Genomic DNA, 16,643 nt, shown 5'->3' with positions numbered 1-16,643 from the left:
GCATGGACCGGCCGTCCCGGTCGGACCCGGACCGGCCGTCTCGGTCCGGCACGGACCGGCCGTCCCGGTCGGACCCGGACCGGCCGTCTCGGTCCGGCACGGACCGGCCGTCCCGGTCGGGGCCCGGTCGCGCGTCCCGTCCCGGTGCGGGTCGGCCGTCGCGGTCGAGTGGCGGCCGGCCCTCGCGGCTCGGCGCGGGCCGATCGTCGTAGTCCTGCTCAGGCCGGCCGCCGCGGCCCGGCACCGGACGGTCGCCCCGTTGCGGGACGGGCTGGCGGTGGTCCTGCCCCCAGCCGCCTGGCCCGGGCCGCTCGCCGCCCGTCCGGTCGTACGGCGGGTGCGGGCCGTCGTCCGGCTCGGGCGGCCATCCCGAGCCGGGGCGCGGTGCGGGGGAGACCGGGGCGGGCGTCTCTCCGGGACGCGGGCGTCGTCCGTCGCCGGGGCGCCGCTGGTCGTACGGGTCGCCGTGCCGGGCCGCGGGGTCGCGGTCCGGCGCCCACTCCGGCCCGCGCCGGTCGTGGCGGTCGGGCAGATCCCGCTGCGGCCCGCGCGGCGGGTACGGGTCGACCGGCGTCCGGTCGGCCGGGTGCCGGTCACGGTGCCAGGCGTCCTCCGGTGGGACGCGCCGCCGGCCGCCCTCGGCGGGGAAGCGACTGCCCGGGCCGGGCCGGGCGAACCGGTCGTCGTCCCGCCACCGGCCGTCGCCACCGCGCCGGTCGTCCTGGCCGGCCGTCCGGTCCGCGTAGCCGTAGCCGGGAGCCCGGTCGTCGTAGCCGGGGCGCCGCTCGGCACGGCGGACGGGCCGAGCGTCGTGACCGAAATCCCGTTCCTCCGGGCCGAAACCCCAGTCGTCGGGCCGGTGGGCGCGGTCCTCGAACGGGCCGCCGTGGTCCGCGGGCGCGTCCGCCCGCCCGTTCCCGGGCCAGGCCTGGCGGCCGTCGGGGCGACGCGGCTCGCCGGGGCCGGCGCGGCGGTCGTCCCACCCGCGCCGGTCGAGGTCGTCCCGGCCGTCGGGGTACGCCGCGTCGCGCCCGCCCGGGGCCGGGCTCACCGGCCGCTGGTCGGGGGAGGCGTGGCCGGGCTGCACCTCGGCGCGGCCGACGACGGCGGCGCGTCCCCGGTTCTGCGCCGGGGGTTGCCGCAGGCCGATGTCGCCGGGGTAGCGCTGCCCAGGGAACTGAGGATGCCACTCGGCGGTGGTCTCGAACACCCAGGACGGCTCGGCCGGGTCGCGCCAGCGGTCGAAGTAGTCGCCAGTCATCGGAAGTTCCGGTCGCCGCCCGCGTGGCGCGCCCCGTTGCCCGGCTCGCGTCGCTCGCTCACGGCGATGTCACCTCGTTGGGAAATTGTCGCGCTGGGCGCCCTACCTGCCGGTAAAGTCGCTCGGTCCGGCATGGCATGGTTGCGGAAGGAGGGTAACGGCGTGGGCTCTGTCACCGCCACTGTGGCGCGGCCTGCCGACTCAAACGTTACCCTATGGTTTCGGACATTCCTATCTATAACGGCATCTGGATTCCGGCGTTACGCCACGTACCGGCAGGCGGCGCTCGCCGGGGCGGCCACCAACACCGTGTTCGGCTTCCTGCGCTGCTACGTCCTGCTGGCGGTGGCCGGCGCGGCCGGCGGGGCGGGCGGGTACGACCGGGAACAGCTCGCCTCCTTCGTCTTGGGTCGGGCAGGGACTGCTGGCGGTGATTCTGCTCTGGGGCTGGACGGACCTGGCCGACCGGATCCGCACCGGCGAGGTGGCCAGCGACCTGCTGCGGCCGGTCCACCCGGTGACCAGCTACCTCGCCACGGACCTCGGCCGAGCCGGCTGGGCCTGTGTGTCCCGCCTGACGCCCCCGCTGCTGGTCGGTCCGATCTTCTTTCCCGTGCACCTGCCGGCCCGCTGGGCGACCGTGCCGCTGTTCGTGCTCTCCGCGCTGGCCGCGATCGTGCTCTGCTTCGGCTGCCGGTTCCTGGTCAACGCCACCGCGTACTGGCTGGAGGACGCCCGCGGCCCGCTGATCCTGTGGACCCTCTGCTCCGGGGTGCTCGCCGGGCTCTACTTCCCGCTGCGCTTCCTGCCCGACTGGCTGTACGTGGCCGTCCAGCTGGGCACGCCCTTCCCGAGCATGTTTCAGACGCCGCTCGACGTGCTGGTCGAGCGCGACCCCACGCCCACCCAGCTCGGGCTGGTCGGGGTGCAGGTCTGCTGGGCGGCGGCGGTGCTGGGACTGTGCCGGCTGGTGCAGCGCCGTGCCGAGCGCCGGCTGGTGGTGCAGGGTGGCTGAGGCCGGTGTGGCCCGCGCGGCGCGCCCAGGCGGGCGACTGGCCGCGTACCGGGCGCTGCTCGGGGCGCAGGCCCGCTCGCAGACCGCCTACCGGACGTCGTTCCTGGTGGACCTCGTCGGCAACGTCGGGGCCACCCTCTTCGACGTGGTGACCGTCCTGGTGCTGTTCGGGGTGACCCGGGAGCTGGGCGGGTTCACCCTCCGCGAGGCCATGGTGATGGTCGGGCTGTCCGCCTTCGCGTTCGCCACCGCCGACCTGCTGGTCGGCAACATCGAGCGGCTGCCCCGGTACGTGCGCACCGGCCTGCTGGACGCCGTCCTGGTCCGCCCGCTCGGGGCGCTGCCGCAGCTGCTCCTGCTGGACCTGCCGTTGCGCAAGGTGTCCCGGGCGGCCCTGGGCCTGGCCGTGCTGGTGGTGGCGGTCGCCTCGGCGGGCGTCGACTGGACGCCTGCCCGGTTGGCGCTGCTGCTGCTCGCCCCGGTGGCCGCGGTGGTCTTCTTCGGCTCGGTCTTCGTGGCCACCGCCACCGTCTCGTTCTACTGGACCGAGTCGGGGAAGCTGGCCAACTCGCTCACCTACGGCGGGCGCGACTTCACGTCGTACCCCGTCACGGTCTACGGCGGCTGGTTCCGCGCGGTCTTCGCGTACGGGATGGGGTTCGCCTTCGTCAGCTACCAGCCGGCGCTGGCGCTGCTCGGCCGGGCCGACCCGCTCGGCCTGCCGGCGTGGGTCGGCTGGGTCTCGCCGGCGGTCGCGCTGGTCGCCGCGGCGGCCGCGGCGGCGGCCTGGCGGGTCGGTGTCCGGCACTACCGGAGTACGGGGTCCTGATGAGCGCAGAGGTCAGCACGGCACGCGAGGCACCGGGCCTGTCGGCGGCGGACGTCATCGACGTGCGCGGGCTGCGCAAGGAGTTCACGGTCCGGGTCCGGGCCGGGCGGCTGCGCCGGGAGAAGCGGGTCGTGAGCGCGGTCGACGGGATCGACCTGCGGGTCGCCCGGGGCGAGATGCTCGGCTACATCGGCCCGAACGGCGCCGGCAAGTCCACCACGTTGAAGATGCTCACCGGTGTGCTCGCGCCGTCGGCCGGCGAGGTACGCGTCTGCGGGCTGCGCCCGGTGCCGCAGCGCACCCGGCTGGCGCTGCGCATCGGCGTGGTGTTCGGCCAGCGTTCCCAGCTCTGGTGGGACCTGCCGCTGCGCGACTCGTTCGACCTGCTCCGGCACGTCTACCGGGTGCCGGCCGCCGACCACGCCGCCCGGCTGCGCCGCTGCCGGGACCTGCTCGACCTGGACGCGTTCCTGGACACCCCGGTCCGCCAGCTCTCCCTCGGGCAGCGGATGCGCGGCGAGCTGACCGCCGCCCTGCTGCACGGCCCGGAGGTGCGCCCGCCTCTACGGCCGGTGATCCACCCCCAGGTCGCCGACATGGCGGCATCCGGAGCGCTCGGAGACCCCTATGTCGCCGACATCGGCGCGTGGGCGGCGCACCGTCCGTGGGAGCAACTCCACAGCGGGCGGGCCAGCCTCAGATCGCCTCGCCGATCTTCACCTGGGGAGCCGGGGCGCGCATCCGGCGGAACGTGATCGACCGCATGATCGCGTACAGGTAGAGCGAGCCGAGCCGCTGGTCGGTCCTCGGGAACCGCTCCCGGACCAGCTTCCTGATCCGGCGGCTGATCAGGATCGAGTCGATCACCACGCCGAGGGCGAGCGCGCCCCAGAGGATGTTCGAGACCAGCCGGACGACCGGCGGCATGGCCTGGTTGGAGCCGAGCAGCACGATCAGCGCCCCGCCGAAGAACCAGGTGCCGACCGTACGGCGGGAGTCGACGACGTTGCGGGCCAGCAGCCGCTCCGGGCCGCGGTCGCGCGGGCCGCCCTCGCGCCGGAACTCGGCCGCCGCCTCCGCCCGCAGCTCGCGGCGGCGCTCCCGCGCCTCCTCCTTGCTCAGCGGCTTGGTCGCGCCGGCCGGCCGGCGACCGGTGACCGGACGCTTCGGCGTCGCCTGGCCCAGTTCTTTCTTGCTCGGGGTGTAGCCCCGGGACCGGGCAGCGGAGGACTGCTCGTCGGGCGTCACGGTGGTGACGGCGTCGTCGACGAGGGCGGTGGACTTGCGGCGAAACAGCGGCACGCGGCAAGGGTAGCCAAACCACGGCGCCCGGTGCACATCGCGGTGCACCGGGCGCGGGGGAGTGAGCGAGGTTACGGGCGCTCGACGTGGGCGCCGAGGTCGGCCAGCTTGGCCTCGAAGTCCTCGTAGCCCCGGTTGATCAGGTCGACGCCGTACACCCGGGAGGTGCCCTCCGCGGCGAGCGCGGCGATCAGGTGGCTGAACCCGGCCCGCAGGTCCGGGATGACCAGGTCGGCCGCGTGCAGCTTGCTCGGGCCCGCGATCACGGCGGAGTGCTTGAAGTTGCGCCGGCCGAAGCGGCACGGGGTGCCGCCGAGGCAGTCCCGGTAGACCTGGATGTTGGCGCCCATCGAGTTGAGCGCCGAGGTGTAGCCGAGGCGCTGCTCGTACACCGTCTCGTGGACGATCGACAGGCCCCGGGCCTGGGTCAGCGCCACCACCAGCGGCTGCTGCCAGTCGGTCATGAAGCCCGGGTGCACGTCGGTCTCCAGGGCGACGGACTTCAGCTCGCCGCCCGGGTGCCAGAACCGGATGCCGCCCTCCTGGCCCGGCCGGCCGAGCCGCGGCGGCCGGGCGTCGGTCACCTCGTACTCGCCGCCGACCGAGCGGAAGATGTTCAGGAACGTCATCATGTCGGCCTGCTGGGCGCCGAGCACCTCGACGTGGCCGCGGGTGGCCAGCGCCGCCGCCGCCCAGCTCGCCGCCTCGATCCGGTCGGGGATCGGCCGGTGGGTGTAGCCGTGCAGCTTCGGCACGCCCTGAATCTCGATCACCCGGTCGGTGTGCACCTTGATGATCGCGCCCATCTTCTGCAGCACGCAGATCAGGTCGATGATCTCCGGCTCCACGGCGGCGTTGCGCAGCTCGGTGACGCCCTCGGCCATCACCGCGGCGAGCAGCACCTGCTCGGTGGCGCCGACGCTCGGGTACGGCAGGGCGAACTTCGTGCCGTGCAGCCCGTTCGGGGCGGACAGGTGCAGCCCCTCCGGCCGCTTCTCGACCGTCGCGCCGAACTCGCGCAGGGCCTGGAGGTGGAAGTCGATCGGCCGCGGCCCGATGTGGCAGCCGCCCAGGTCCGGGATGAAGGCGTGGCCCAGCCGGTGCAGCAGCGGCCCGCAGAGCAGGATCGGGATACGGCTGGAGCCGGCGTGCACGTTGATCTGGTCGGTGCTGGCGCTCTCGACGTTGGCCGGGTCGAAGACCAGCTCACCGTCCTCGTCGCCGTCGGTCACCTTCACCCCGTGCAGGCCGAGTAGCCCCCGGACGACCTCGACGTCGCGGATCCGCGGCACGTCGAACAGCCGGCTGGGGCTGTCGCCCAGCAGGGCGGCGACCATCGCCTTGGACACCAGGTTCTTCGCGCCGCGCACGCGGATCCGCCCTTCCAGCGGAGTGCCTCCGTGTACGACCAGGACGTCGTCGGTCAACGCAACCTCCAGCGCGTCGGTGCTGCCGTGTTGATGGTGATGCGGGCGTTCGCTGCTGGTACCCGCGATGCGGCCGGCGGTAAACGGAGCCGCGCGTCGTCGCCTCGGCAGCATAGCCCTCCATGAGGAGATGGACCCGGGCACAGCGCCCCCGAAGGCATGAATCGGGGCGCGAGGTGCGCCTGCGTGTCAGCCGCGTCGCGCGGCGCGATCAGACCGTGGCCGGTGGCGGGGTGTCCGCGCCGGGGAGCGCGAGCATCTGGTCCAGCGCCGCCCGGGCGTGCCGCGCGGTGTCCGGGTCCACGGTGATCTGGTTGACGACCCGGCCGGCCACCAGCTCCTCCAGGGCCCAGACCAGGTGCGGCAGGTCGATCCGGTTCATGGTCGAGCAGTAGCAGACGGCCCGGTCCAGGAACATGATCTGCTTGTCCGGGTGGGCCAGCGCCAGCCGCCGGACCAGGTTCAGCTCCGTCCCCACCGCCCACGCCGAGCCGGCCGGCGCCGCCTCGATGGCCCTGATGATGTATTCGGTCGAGCCCACGAGGTCGGCGGCGGTGACCACCTCGTGCCGGCACTCGGGGTGGACCAGCACGTTGACCCCCGGCACCCGCTCCCGTACGTCGTTGACGCTGTCGAGGGTGAACCGGCCGTGCACCGAGCAGTGCCCGCGCCACAGGATCATCTTCGCGTCCCGCAGCTGCTCCGGGGTGAGCCCGCCGTTCAGCTTGTGCGGGTCGTAGAGCACGCAGTCGTCGAGCGAGAGGCCCAGCTCCAGCACGGCCGTGTTGCGCCCCAGGTGCTGGTCGGGCAGGAAGAGCACCTTCGACCCCTGCCCGTACGCCCAGTCCAGCGCCCGCCGCGCGTTGGAGGAGGTGCAGACGACGCCGCCGTGCCGGCCCACGAAGCCCTTGATGTCCGCCGAGGAGTTCATGTACGTCACCGGGACCACGTCCCGCGCGACGCCCAGCTCGGTCAGCACGTCCCAGGCCGTCTCGACCTGGGACAGCACGGCCATGTCCGCCATCGAGCAGCCGGCCGCCAGGTCGGGCAGGACCACCTTCTGGCTGTCGGCGGTGAGGATGTCGGCGCTCTCGGCCATGAAGTGCACGCCGCAGAAGACGATGTACTCCGCGTCCGGCCGGGCCGCCGCCTCGCGGGCCAGCTTGAACGAGTCGCCGGTCACGTCGGCGAACTGGATCACCTCGTCGCGCTGGTAGTGGTGGCCGAGCACGAAGACCCGGTCGCCGAGGGCCGCCTTCGCCGCCGCGGCCCGGGCCACCAGGTCGGGGTCGCTGGGCGCCGGCAGGTCGCCCGGACACTCCACGCCACGCTCGGTGGCGGGGTCGCTGCCGCGGCCGAGCAGGAGCAGGGCCGTCGCGGTGTTGGAGGGTTCCACCCAGGTCGAAGTCACGTCCAAATGGTCCCACAGCGGCGCCGCCGTACGGTCGCCGCCGGTGTGGTCTGCCACACTCCCCGCGGCCCCGGTGTGGCCTGCCACACTGCTGGGCATGCGCGTGCTGCTCTGCCCGGACAAGTTCGCCGGCACCCTGCCCGCCCAGGAGGTGGCCGCCGCGGTGGCCGAGGGCTGGCGGGAGGTGGCCGAGGCGGACCAACTGTTCATCCGCCCCCTCGCCGACGGCGGCCCCGGCTTCGTCGCCGTCCTCGCCGAGGCGCTGGGCGGGCGCCGGATCGCGGTGCCGACCGTCGCTCCGCTCGGCCGGCCGGCCGCCGGTGAGATCCTGCTCACCGACGACGGCACGGCGTACCTGGAGAGCGCCCAGGCGTGCGGGTTGCACCTGCTCGCCCGGGCCGAGCGTGACCCGAAGGCCACCACCTCGTACGGCCTCGGCGCGCTGGTCACCGCCGCGATCGAGCACGGTGCCCGGACGGTGGTGATCGGGCTGGGCGGTTCCGCCACCAACGACGCCGGCGCCGGGATGCTGGCCGCGCTCGGGGTCACCCCGCTCGACGGGGCCGGCCTGGCGCTGCCGTACGGCGGCGCGGCGCTGGCCGCCGTCGCCGGGCTGGACGGCTCGCCCCGACTGCGCGGGGCCACCCTGGTCGCCGCCACCGACGTGGACAACCCACTGCTCGGCCTGCACGGCGCCAGCAACGTGTACGGCCCCCAGAAGGGGGCCACCCGGGAGGACGTGCTGCTGCTCGACGCCGCGCTGGAGCGCTTCGCCGCCGTCCTGGAGCGGGACCTGCCCGGCTGCCCGGCCGGCCTCGGCGCGCTGCCCGGCGGCGGTGCCGCGGGTGGCCTCGGTGCCGCGATCCTGGCCCTCGGCGGCCGGTGCGAGTCCGGCATCGGCCTGGTCACCCGGGCGATCGGGCTGCCCGCCGCCCTCGACGCCGCCGACCTCGTGATCACCGGCGAGGGCTCCTTCGACCACCAGTCGCTGCGCGGCAAGGTCGTCGCCGGGGTGGCCGGCGCCGCCCGGGACCGGGGAGTGCCGTGCGTGGTGCTGGCCGGGCAGGTGAGCACCGGGCGCCGGGAAGCCGCGGCGGCCGGGGTGACCGACGCGTACAGCCTGGTGGAGCACTTCGGCGGCGAGGAACGCGGCGGGCTCGACGCGGCGCTGAGCCGCCCGGCCGAGGGGCTGCGGCAGCTCGGCGCCCGCCTGGCCCGGCAGTGGAGCCGCTGACCACGGGGCGCCCGGGGTGGAGCTGTCACGCCGCCGATCTGCTGATCCCGGCCCCGGCGGCTTACAATCGAGGCTGCGACCACATCGGGAATCACTGGGCGACGTACGGTGTTGGCCAGTGCGTCCAGACCCACACGCGCAGGGAGACTTCCACGTGACCACGCCAGCGCAGACCGAGTCGACCGAGGCCAAGGCCCCCAGTTCCGTCGTCCTCACCGACGTCGCGGCGCAGAAGGTCAAGGCCCTGATCGAGCAGGAGGGCCGCGACGACCTGCGGCTCCGGGTGGCGGTGCAGCCGGGCGGCTGCTCCGGCCTGCGGTACCAGCTCTTCTTCGACGAGCGGTCGCTCGACGGTGACGTCGTCACCGACTTCGACGGCGTCGAGGTCGTCGTCGACCGGATGAGCGCCCCCTACCTGGCCGGCGCCACCATCGACTTCGCCGACCGGATCGACGCCCAGGGCTTCACGATCGACAACCCGAACGCAGGCAACTCCTGCGCCTGCGGCGACTCGTTCAGCTGAGCCGACAGCGGCCGAGCCAGGTCGGCCGAGCCGACGCCGGCTCGGCCCCGATCGGCGTCGGCGTCGATCCGGGCCGAAGCGCCACCGGACAGCGGGGCACCCCTGGGGACAGGGGTGCCCCGCTGTCCGTTTTTCCACGCGGCCCTACCGTCCGAGATCATTCCGGTCGGCCGTCCCTCGCGGCGCCGGTCGCCGCTCGTAGCGCCGAGCAGCGCGGATGCCACCACGGGCGGTATGCCGGATGTACGGGGGCGGTCGCCGGGTTGAGCGGACGGTGACGGCTGTTCGACCGACCCCCGTCCCGCTCTCGTTCCGGGCCGGTAGGCTGACCGGCGCCGTGCTCCCCGACCGCGAGGGTTGACATGAAGATCGCCGTGACCGGTTCGATCGCGACCGACCATCTGATGAGCTTCCCCGGCCGGTTCGCCGACCAGCTCATCGCCGACCAGCTCGACAAGGTCTCGCTGTCCTTCCTGGTGGACGACCTGGTGCTGCGCCGGGGCGGGGTGGCGGCCAACATCGCCTTCGGGATGGGGCAGCTCGGCCTGCGTCCGGTCCTGCTCGGCGCGGTGGGCGCCGACTTCGCCGACTACCGCTCCTGGCTGGAGCGGCACGGCGTCGACTGCGGCTCGGTACACGTCAGCGAGGTGGCGCACACCGCCCGCTTCGTCTGCACCACCGACACCGAGATGTGCCAGATCGCCTCCTTCTACGCCGGGGCGATGAGCGAGGCCCGCAACATCGAGCTGGCCCCGGTCGCGCAGCGGCTCGGCGGGCTCGACCTCGTGCTGGTCGGCGCCAACGACCCCGAGGCGATGCTGCGGCACTCGGCCGAGTGCCGGGAACGCGGGTACCCGTTCGTGGCCGACCCGTCCCAGCAGCTCGCCCGCATGTCCGGTGGGGACGTGGCGACGCTGATCGACGGCGCCGAGTACCTGATGACCAACGAGTACGAGAAGTCCCTGCTGCGGAGCAAGGCGGGCCTCACCGACGCGCAGCTGCTGGACCGGGTGAAGATCCGGGTGACCACGCTGGGCAAGGACGGGGCCGAGCTCGCCGGCCGGGACTTCGGGACGATCCACGTGCCGGTCGTCCGGGAGGTCCAGGCGGTCGACCCGACCGGCGTCGGGGACGGCTTCCGGGCCGGCTTCTTCGCGGGCCTCTCGTGGGGCCTGGGCCTGGAGCGGGCCGCCCAGGTGGGCTCGCTGCTGGCCGCGCTGGTGCTGGAGACCGTCGGCACCCAGGAGTACGAGGTGCGCCCCGACCTGTTCGTCAAGCGCCTCGCCGAGTCGTACGGCGACGCCGCCGCCGAGGACGTCCGCCCGCACCTGCTGCCCTGACCGACGCCCCGCCCACCGCCCGCGATCTGACCGGTAAATGACCTGTACCACGACGGGTTTTGGGCGCGGTGGGCTGGCCCGGTGTTGATGGCCAGCCCGGGCGGGGTGGGGGTGTGGGGTCAGGTTGTCGGTTGCAGGGTGACGGTGTGGCCGAGGGCTTCGAGTTGCCGGACCAGGCTGTTGATCTTCCGGGTGGTGTTGATACGGCGTTCGTGGAAGTCGGCGCCGAGATCGTGGTAACGGGCGGTTGGGTCGTTGAGCAGGTGCCAGATGATCACGAGGATGGAGCGGGCGACGGCGACCTTGGCCTTGCCTTTGCCTCGACGTGTGACCAGACGCCGGTAGCGTTCGGACAGGAACGTTCCCTTGCCGCGGGCGACGGTGGCTGCGGCCATACCGAGGGCGCCTTTGAGGTACGGATTGCCTTTGCCTGTCTTGCCCGCGGTGAGGCTGGTACCGGACTGGATGGTGCGCGGACACAGCTTCGCCCAGGACACCAGGTGCGCCGCGGTGGGGAACCGTGTCATGTCCAGACCGATCTCGGCGATGATCAGTTGCGCGGACTCGGTGCTGATGCCCGGGATCTCGGCCAGGCGCCGCCGGGCGTCTGGCGCCGGGGTGTCGCCGTCGCCGCCGCCCGGCTGGGAGGGTGGGTCGATGTCGTCGAGTATCTGCCCGATCCGTGTGGTGAGTTTCGCGATCTCGGTGTCGAGGCGGTCGATCTGGTCGAGCAGGATCCGGGCCAACTCGCCGTGATGGTCGTCGAAGCGGCCGGTGAGTGCCTCGATGAGGGCGTTGCGTTTGCGGCGCAGCGCTCCGTGGGCCAGCGAGGCGAGGGTCGCCGGATCACGTTGACCGGCGATCAACGCCTCAACCATGTCCCGCGTCGACACCGTCCGCAGGGTGGAGGCCACCGACGACACCTTGATCAGGGCGTCTTCAAGCAGTTTCTCCAACCTCGACCAGTAGCGGGTCCGGTCCCGGACCAGATCCACCCGCATCCGGGTGTAGTCACGCAACACCCGCACCGGAGCCGCAGGCACGAACGAGGGCCGCAACAGGCCCTTCTCGGTGAGCTTGGCCAACCACACCGCGTCCAGCTTGTCGGTCTTCGGCCGCCCGGGCACGTTCTTGACGTCACGGGCGTTGACCAACTGCACGTCCAACCCGGCTGCCTCGAACAGGTAGAACCAGATCCGCCAGTAGTCCGACGTGCTTTCCACGGTGACCTTCTCCACCCCCGCCGCCACCAGATCGGCGGCAAGGTCACTGACCGCGTTCGTGGTCGCCGTCACCTGCCACACCCGGCTCACCCGCCGCCCACCCGCGGCGGGTAGCCGGGTACACACCATCCCCGACTCCTTGGCCACATCGACCGCACACACCCGCTCCCAGACCTTCTCGCTGTCAGCGTCCGGGATCTCTTCGGGTAACCCGCGCATCCGCCCGCGTCCCTCCTCACCGTGATCGACCAGTGGGTAGGTCGCCCGGGGGCCTCGGTCGGGAACCGAAAATCTGACCGGCGTGCTCGAAGCAACAGTGCGTGACCCACAAGAGTCCGGGCCCCGGCGCCAGACTTGCAGACGGCCTCAACTAGACCAAGATCGATCGGCGTCGGCGGGCGACCTGTCCACCATTTTCACGCCTGCGAGGCGTCCCGAAAAGACCGGGTGACTTGCAGTTGTGGCCCCGGCAAATGGGGTGAAGCACCCAAACTGGAGGCATAAAGTGCAAGATCGCGGGGGAGTCGGGGTGGCGGTTGGTCAGTGGGCGCGGCGGACGTCGTATGCCGGGGAGTCCAGAGCCGCGGTGGCCGCCAGGAAGTCGTGGGCGCGCATCCGGCACCACGCCGGGATGTCCACCGCCGCCGCCGGGTCGTCGGCGAGCACCCGCAGTACCGCGCCGACGGGCAGTTCCGGCAGCCGGCGGGCCAGTTTGATCACCGGCAGCGGGCAGCGTTGGCCCCGGCAGTCGAGCACCTCGTCGGGTGCGGCGTCGCCCGCGCTCACAGCCCGGTCACCCCGGCCTCGGCGCGCAGGTCGGCCACGACGCCCGGCAGCTCGGCGAGGAACCGCTCCACCTCGGCCTCCGTCGTCTCCCGGTGCAGCGAGACGCGTACGTTGCCGTGCGAGAGCACGCCCATCGCCTCCAGCACGTGCGACGGGCGCAGCGTGGACGACGTGCAGGAGGAGCCGGACGAGACGGCGAAGCCCCGCCGGTCCAGCGCGTGCAGCAGCGCCTCGCCGTCGACGTACAGGCAGGAGAACGTGACCAGGTGGGGCAGCCGGTCGACCGGGTCGCCGACCACCTCCACGTCGGGCACCTCCGCCGCCACCCGGGCCCGGATCCGGTCCACCAGCGGCGCCAGCCGCGCCGTCTCGGCTCCCGCCTCGGCCGCCGCCGCGCGCAGGCTCGCCGCCGCGGCCACCACCGCCGGCAGGTTCACCACCCCCGGCGTACGCCCCGACTCCCGCTCGTCCGCCGGCCACGGCGACTCCCAGCGGGTGCCCTTGCGCACCACCAGCAGCCCGACGCCGGGCGGCCCGCCCCACTTGTGCGCGCTGGCGGTCAGCACCGACCAGCCCGCCGGCACCGGCACCCGGCCCACCAGCTGCGCCGCGTCCACGTACAGCGGCACCCCCGCGGCGGCGCACGCGGCCGCCGCCGCCGGCACCGGCTGCACCGTGCCCACCTCGTGGCTGGCGCCGATCAGCGCCGCGAGAGCCACCCCGGGCGCGGCCACGGCCGCCGACCAGGCGTCCAGGTCGAGCCGGCCGAGCCGGTCCACCGGTACGGAGGTCGCCCGCCCGCCGGCGGCGACGTGCCGCTCCCCGGCGTGCAGCACGGCCGAGTGCTCGATCGCGGAGTGCACCAGGGCGTCGCCCGCCCGCCGCCGCCCGGCCAGGCCGCCGAGCACGGCCGAGTGCGCCGCGCTCGTACCGCTGGGGGTGAAGGACAGCTCGTCGGCGCGGACGCCGACGGCCTGCGCGGCGGCCTCGCGGGCGGCGTCGAGGAGCTGGCGGGCCCGGCGGGCCTGGCGGTAAAGGCGGTCCGGGTCGGCCCAGCCGTCGTCGAGGGCGGCCAGCAACGCCTGCCGGGCGACCGGGTGCAGCGGGGCGGCGGTGGCCGCGTCCAGGTAGACCGGGGATGCGCTCACGGCTGGAACGCTATCGCGCCGGTACGCCCAAGATCCCCCCGATCGGTGCCGAGACTGACCCCAACACGGTCAGGCCGGTCATGGTCGAGTAATCTGCGACCGTCGGTGACGCCTTTGCCGCCGGTGATGAGGAAACCACCACCGCGGCGCGCTAGGGAGGCAGGACCAGGTGGTCGCAAGGAGTTCGGAGGTACGGCCCTCGGCCGTACGGCACAGCGCTTCTCCGGGGGCCGGCGCGCGCCGGCGGCGTGGTGCTGGTCGGCTCGCCGGCCTCGGCCTCGGCGGCGCGGCGCTGCTGGTCCTGCTCACGGGCTGCGACGTCGGCAGGACGTTCGGCGGCTTCGGCTGGCCGCAGGGCGGCATCTCGCCCGAGTCCCACCGGATGTACGACCTGTGGATCGCGTCCTGCATCGCGGCCCTCGCGGTCGGCGTGTTCGTCTGGGGCCTGATCTTCTGGTGCGTGGTGCGCTACCGGAAGCGGGGCAACGAGCTGCCGGTGCAGACCCGGTACAACATGCCGATGGAGTTCCTCTACACGATCGCCCCGATCCTGATCGTGTCGGTGCTCTTCTACTACACGGCGGTCGTGCAGACCGACGTGAACAAGACCTCGAAAAACCCGGACGTCACGGTCGAGGTCGTCGCCTTCAAGTGGAACTGGCAGTTCAACTACCGCGACGGCCAGGGCGCGGACGCCAACACGGTCGCGTCGGTGCTCGGCACCACCGAGGCCATCCCGGTGCTGGTGCTGCCGACCGGCCGGTCGATCCGCTTCGAGGAGACCAGCCGCGACGTCATCCACTCGTTCTGGGTGCCCGAGCTGCTGTTCAAGCGGGACGTGATGCCGGGCAACGTCCGCAACGTCTTCGAGGTCTCCAGCCTCGACGCCGAGGGCGCGTACGTCGGCCGCTGCGCCGAGCTGTGCGGCACGTACCACGCGTTCATGAACTTCGAGCTGCGGGTCGTCTCGCCGGCGAAGTACGACCAGTTCCTGGCCGCCAAGCGCGACGGCAAGTCGACGCAGGAGGCGCTGTCGGCGATCGGCGAGGAGCCGTACGCCAAGACGACCGAGCCGTTCGACACGCGGCGCGACAAGTCCAACTTCAACCCTGCCACCGCGGGCAGCTGAGGGAGCGGGCATGAAGACCGAGTGGCGTATCTTCCTTGTCATCGCCGGGTTCCTGCTCGGCGCCACCGTCCTCTACGGCGCGTGGACGTACGGCGACTCCGGCCGGGTCGAGTGGGTCGGCACCGTCGCGCTGGCGCTGTCGTTCCTGCTCTGCGCGATGTGCGGCGGCTTCTTCTGGTTCGTCTCCCGGCGGATCGACCTGCGCCCGGAGGACCGGGCCGACGGTGAGATCGCCGACGGCGCGGGCGAGATCGGCTTCTTCAGCCCCGGCAGCTACTGGCCGTTCGGCCTGGCGCTCGCCGCCGCGATCGCCGGCATGGGCCTGGTTCTCTGGCAGTTCTGGCTGCTCGGCGTGGGCCTGGTGGCCGTCGTCTTCGCCGCCTGCGGCCTGCTGTTCGAGTACTACAGCGGCACCCGGCGCACCGCCGAGCACTGACCCGGGAATCATCCGCGGCCGAGCCCGCGTCCCCGTCGCGGGGGCGCGGGCTCACGCGTGTCTAGGCACCGGCGCCCGGCGCCCGCCGAAGGCGGGTGATCAAGAGATTTGCGCCTGAATCGCGCCACGCGCATGACGTAAACCTCTTGATCACCGAGCGGGTCCGTGTTGGCCGGCTGCCGGCGCGGCCGGCGCGGCCGGCCGGTCAGGCGGCCGGCGGCGGCGCGGCGGCGTTAGTCAGGCGGCGTGGCGGTGGGGGTGGGGTGGGGGTGGGGCGGGCGGTGGGCCGGGTGGGCGGGAGGCTGACGGTGGCGATCAGCACGGCCGCGCCGCAGCTCACGCAGGCCAGCTCGGGGCAGTCGGCCCCGTGGCCGTCGACGCACGGCGGCGCCTCGAACGGCTGCACGCCCTCGCAGGTGTCGCAGTACAACTCGCGGTCGGACACAGGATCCCCTCCGGAAAATCACTCCTGTGTAGTTTCCCACGAGGGCCCGACATGTCCGCGGGAGCCGACACCCGGGAGGCGCTCAGAGCGCGCGGGCGACCTCGAGCCAGCGGTCCAGCGCCGCCGCGGCGGCGCCGGAGTCGATCGACTCGGCGGCCCGGGCCATCCCGGCGCGCAGGGCCGCGGCGAGGTCTCCGTCGAGCGGGCCCTGGGTGGCCAGCGCGGCGGCCGCGTTGACCAGCACCGCGTCCCGGACGGGACCGGTCTCGCCGGCCAGCAGCCGGCGGGCCACGCCGGCGTTGTAGGCCGCGTCACCGCCCCGCAGGTCGGCCAGCGTGGCCCGGGGCAGCCCCAGCTCCGTCGCGTCCAGCACCGCCTCCCTGACGGTGCCCCGCTGGGCCACCCAGACCCGGGTCGGGGCGGCGGTGGAGAACTCGTCGAGGCCGTCCTCGCCGCGCAGCACCAGCACCGAGTCGCCCCGCTCGGCGAAGACGGCGGCCATCACCGGCGCCATGCGCGCGTCGAAGCAGCCCACCGCGGCGGCACGGGGCCGGCCCGGGTTGGTCAGCGGGCCGAGGAAGTTGAAGACGGTGGGCACGCCCAGCTCCCGGCGGGTCGGGCCGGTGTGCCGCATGCCCGGGTGGAACCGGGCGCGAAGCAGAAGCCGATGCCGGCCTCCGCCACGCACCGGGCCACCGCCTCGGGCGCGAGGTCGAGCGGGAGGCCGAGGTATTCCAGCAGGTCGGCCGTGCCGCAGGACGACGAGGCGGCGCGGTTGCCGTGCTTGACCACCCGGACCCCCGCGCCGGCCACCACCAGTGCGGACATCGTCGAGATGTTCACCGTGTGGGCGAGGTCACCGCCGGTGCCGACCACGTCGAGCGCGGACTCCCGCAGCTCCTCCGGCAGGTCGACCTGCGCCGCCCGGCCGAGCATCGTCTCGACCAGGCCGGCGAGCTCCGCCGGGGTCTCGCCCTTGGCCCGCAGCGCGACGACGAAGCCGGCGATCTGCGCCGGGACCGCCGCGCCGGACATGATCTCGCCCATCGCCCAGGCGGTGTCCGCGCTGGAGAGCTCCTCCCCGCGCAGCAGCGCGGTGAGCAGAAGCGGCCAGGTCCGTTCGCCCATGGCGGG

Annotated in this window: 13 protein-coding genes and 3 pseudogenes; 8 read left to right on the top strand and 8 right to left on the bottom strand. The window is 73.6% G+C overall.

Annotated elements, in window-relative coordinates:
* The first annotated feature begins 1,423 nt into the window (after nucleotides 1–1,423).
* The 3 genes and pseudogenes from JD77_RS03555 to JD77_RS03545 all read left to right on the top strand — a co-directional run.
* Nucleotides 1,424–2,276, top strand: a pseudogene (locus JD77_RS03555) (ABC transporter permease).
* Nucleotides 2,269–3,105: an ABC transporter permease gene (locus JD77_RS03550; protein WP_246140512.1), complete on the top strand. Its 837-nt coding sequence runs from the start codon at nucleotides 2,269–2,271 to the stop codon at nucleotides 3,103–3,105. Before JD77_RS03555 ends, JD77_RS03550 begins: the two are co-directional and overlap by 8 nt.
* Nucleotides 3,105–3,659: pseudogene (locus tag JD77_RS03545) on the top strand (ATP-binding cassette domain-containing protein); the annotation flags it as partial. The gene JD77_RS03550 and the pseudogene JD77_RS03545, both read left to right, overlap by 1 nt.
* Nucleotides 3,660–3,801: 142 nt before the next feature.
* On the opposite strand, the gene JD77_RS03540 reads toward JD77_RS03545, so the two are convergent.
* From JD77_RS03540 to nadA, 3 genes are all read right to left on the bottom strand, one after another.
* Nucleotides 3,802–4,407 carry a DUF3043 domain-containing protein gene (locus JD77_RS03540; protein ID WP_145773021.1) on the bottom strand — a complete coding sequence of 202 codons (606 nt, stop codon included), beginning with the start codon at nucleotides 4,405–4,407 and terminating at the stop codon, nucleotides 3,802–3,804.
* A 71-nt stretch (nucleotides 4,408–4,478) separates the two neighbouring features.
* Nucleotides 4,479–5,834 carry a UDP-N-acetylglucosamine 1-carboxyvinyltransferase gene (gene murA, locus JD77_RS03535; RefSeq protein ID WP_145773020.1) on the bottom strand — a complete coding sequence of 452 codons (1,356 nt, stop codon included), beginning with the start codon at nucleotides 5,832–5,834 and terminating at the stop codon, nucleotides 4,479–4,481.
* Nucleotides 5,835–6,045: 211 nt separating this feature from the next.
* Nucleotides 6,046–7,245 (bottom strand): quinolinate synthase NadA, encoded by a 1,200-nt coding sequence (nadA, locus tag JD77_RS03530; protein WP_145773019.1) that lies wholly within the window; start codon nucleotides 7,243–7,245, stop codon nucleotides 6,046–6,048.
* A gap of 97 nt (nucleotides 7,246–7,342) precedes the next feature.
* On the opposite strand from nadA, the gene JD77_RS03525 reads away from it, so the two are divergent.
* The 3 genes from JD77_RS03525 to JD77_RS03515 all read left to right on the top strand — a co-directional run bounded on the left by JD77_RS03525 (nucleotide 7,343) and on the right by JD77_RS03515 (nucleotide 10,342).
* Nucleotides 7,343–8,479, top strand: a complete 1,137-nt coding sequence (locus tag JD77_RS03525) for a glycerate kinase family protein (protein ID WP_145773018.1) — start codon at nucleotides 7,343–7,345, stop codon at nucleotides 8,477–8,479.
* 154 nt (nucleotides 8,480–8,633) lie between these two features.
* Nucleotides 8,634–9,002, top strand: coding sequence for an iron-sulfur cluster insertion protein ErpA (erpA, locus tag JD77_RS03520; protein WP_145773017.1), 369 nt, complete (start codon nucleotides 8,634–8,636; stop codon nucleotides 9,000–9,002).
* Between the two features lie 362 nt (nucleotides 9,003–9,364).
* On the top strand, nucleotides 9,365–10,342 hold the full coding sequence (locus JD77_RS03515; RefSeq protein ID WP_145773016.1) for a carbohydrate kinase family protein: 978 nt from the start codon (nucleotides 9,365–9,367) through the stop codon (nucleotides 10,340–10,342).
* 119 nt (nucleotides 10,343–10,461) lie between these two features.
* Here the strand turns inward: JD77_RS03515 and JD77_RS03510 are convergent, their stop codons facing one another.
* From JD77_RS03510 to JD77_RS03500, 3 genes are all read right to left on the bottom strand, one after another.
* Nucleotides 10,462–11,784 (bottom strand): IS110 family RNA-guided transposase, encoded by a 1,323-nt coding sequence (locus tag JD77_RS03510; RefSeq protein WP_145773015.1) that lies wholly within the window; start codon nucleotides 11,782–11,784, stop codon nucleotides 10,462–10,464.
* A 321-nt stretch (nucleotides 11,785–12,105) separates the two neighbouring features.
* A complete protein-coding gene (locus JD77_RS03505; RefSeq protein WP_145773014.1) occupies nucleotides 12,106–12,351 on the bottom strand; it encodes a sulfurtransferase TusA family protein in 246 nt (81 codons plus the stop codon).
* On the bottom strand, nucleotides 12,348–13,499 hold the full coding sequence (locus JD77_RS03500; RefSeq protein WP_145773013.1) for a cysteine desulfurase family protein: 1,152 nt from the start codon (nucleotides 13,497–13,499) through the stop codon (nucleotides 12,348–12,350). Before JD77_RS03500 ends, JD77_RS03505 begins: the two co-directional genes overlap by 4 nt.
* A gap of 169 nt (nucleotides 13,500–13,668) precedes the next feature.
* On the opposite strand from JD77_RS03500, the gene ctaC reads away from it, so the two are divergent.
* Both ctaC and JD77_RS03490 read left to right on the top strand, forming a co-directional pair.
* Nucleotides 13,669–14,628, top strand: coding sequence for an aa3-type cytochrome oxidase subunit II (gene ctaC, locus JD77_RS03495; RefSeq protein WP_145773012.1), 960 nt, complete (start codon nucleotides 13,669–13,671; stop codon nucleotides 14,626–14,628).
* A 10-nt stretch (nucleotides 14,629–14,638) separates the two neighbouring features.
* Entirely contained in the window at nucleotides 14,639–15,064 is a 426-nt protein-coding gene (locus JD77_RS03490; protein ID WP_145773011.1) for a cytochrome c oxidase subunit 4, read from the top strand.
* Nucleotides 15,065–15,269: 205 nt separating this feature from the next.
* On the opposite strand, the gene JD77_RS03485 is transcribed toward JD77_RS03490, so the two are convergent.
* On the bottom strand, nucleotides 15,270–15,509 hold the full coding sequence (locus tag JD77_RS03485; protein WP_145773010.1) for a hypothetical protein: 240 nt from the start codon (nucleotides 15,507–15,509) through the stop codon (nucleotides 15,270–15,272).
* Between the two features lie 82 nt (nucleotides 15,510–15,591).
* Nucleotides 15,592–16,637, bottom strand: a pseudogene (trpD, locus tag JD77_RS03480) (anthranilate phosphoribosyltransferase).
* Nucleotides 16,638–16,643 lie beyond the last annotated feature (6 nt).

Origin of the sequence: Micromonospora olivasterospora (assembly GCF_007830265.1) — a bacterium.
GTDB lineage: Bacteria > Actinomycetota > Actinomycetes > Mycobacteriales > Micromonosporaceae > Micromonospora > Micromonospora olivasterospora.
This window is presented reverse-complemented; position numbering and strand designations above follow the sequence as displayed.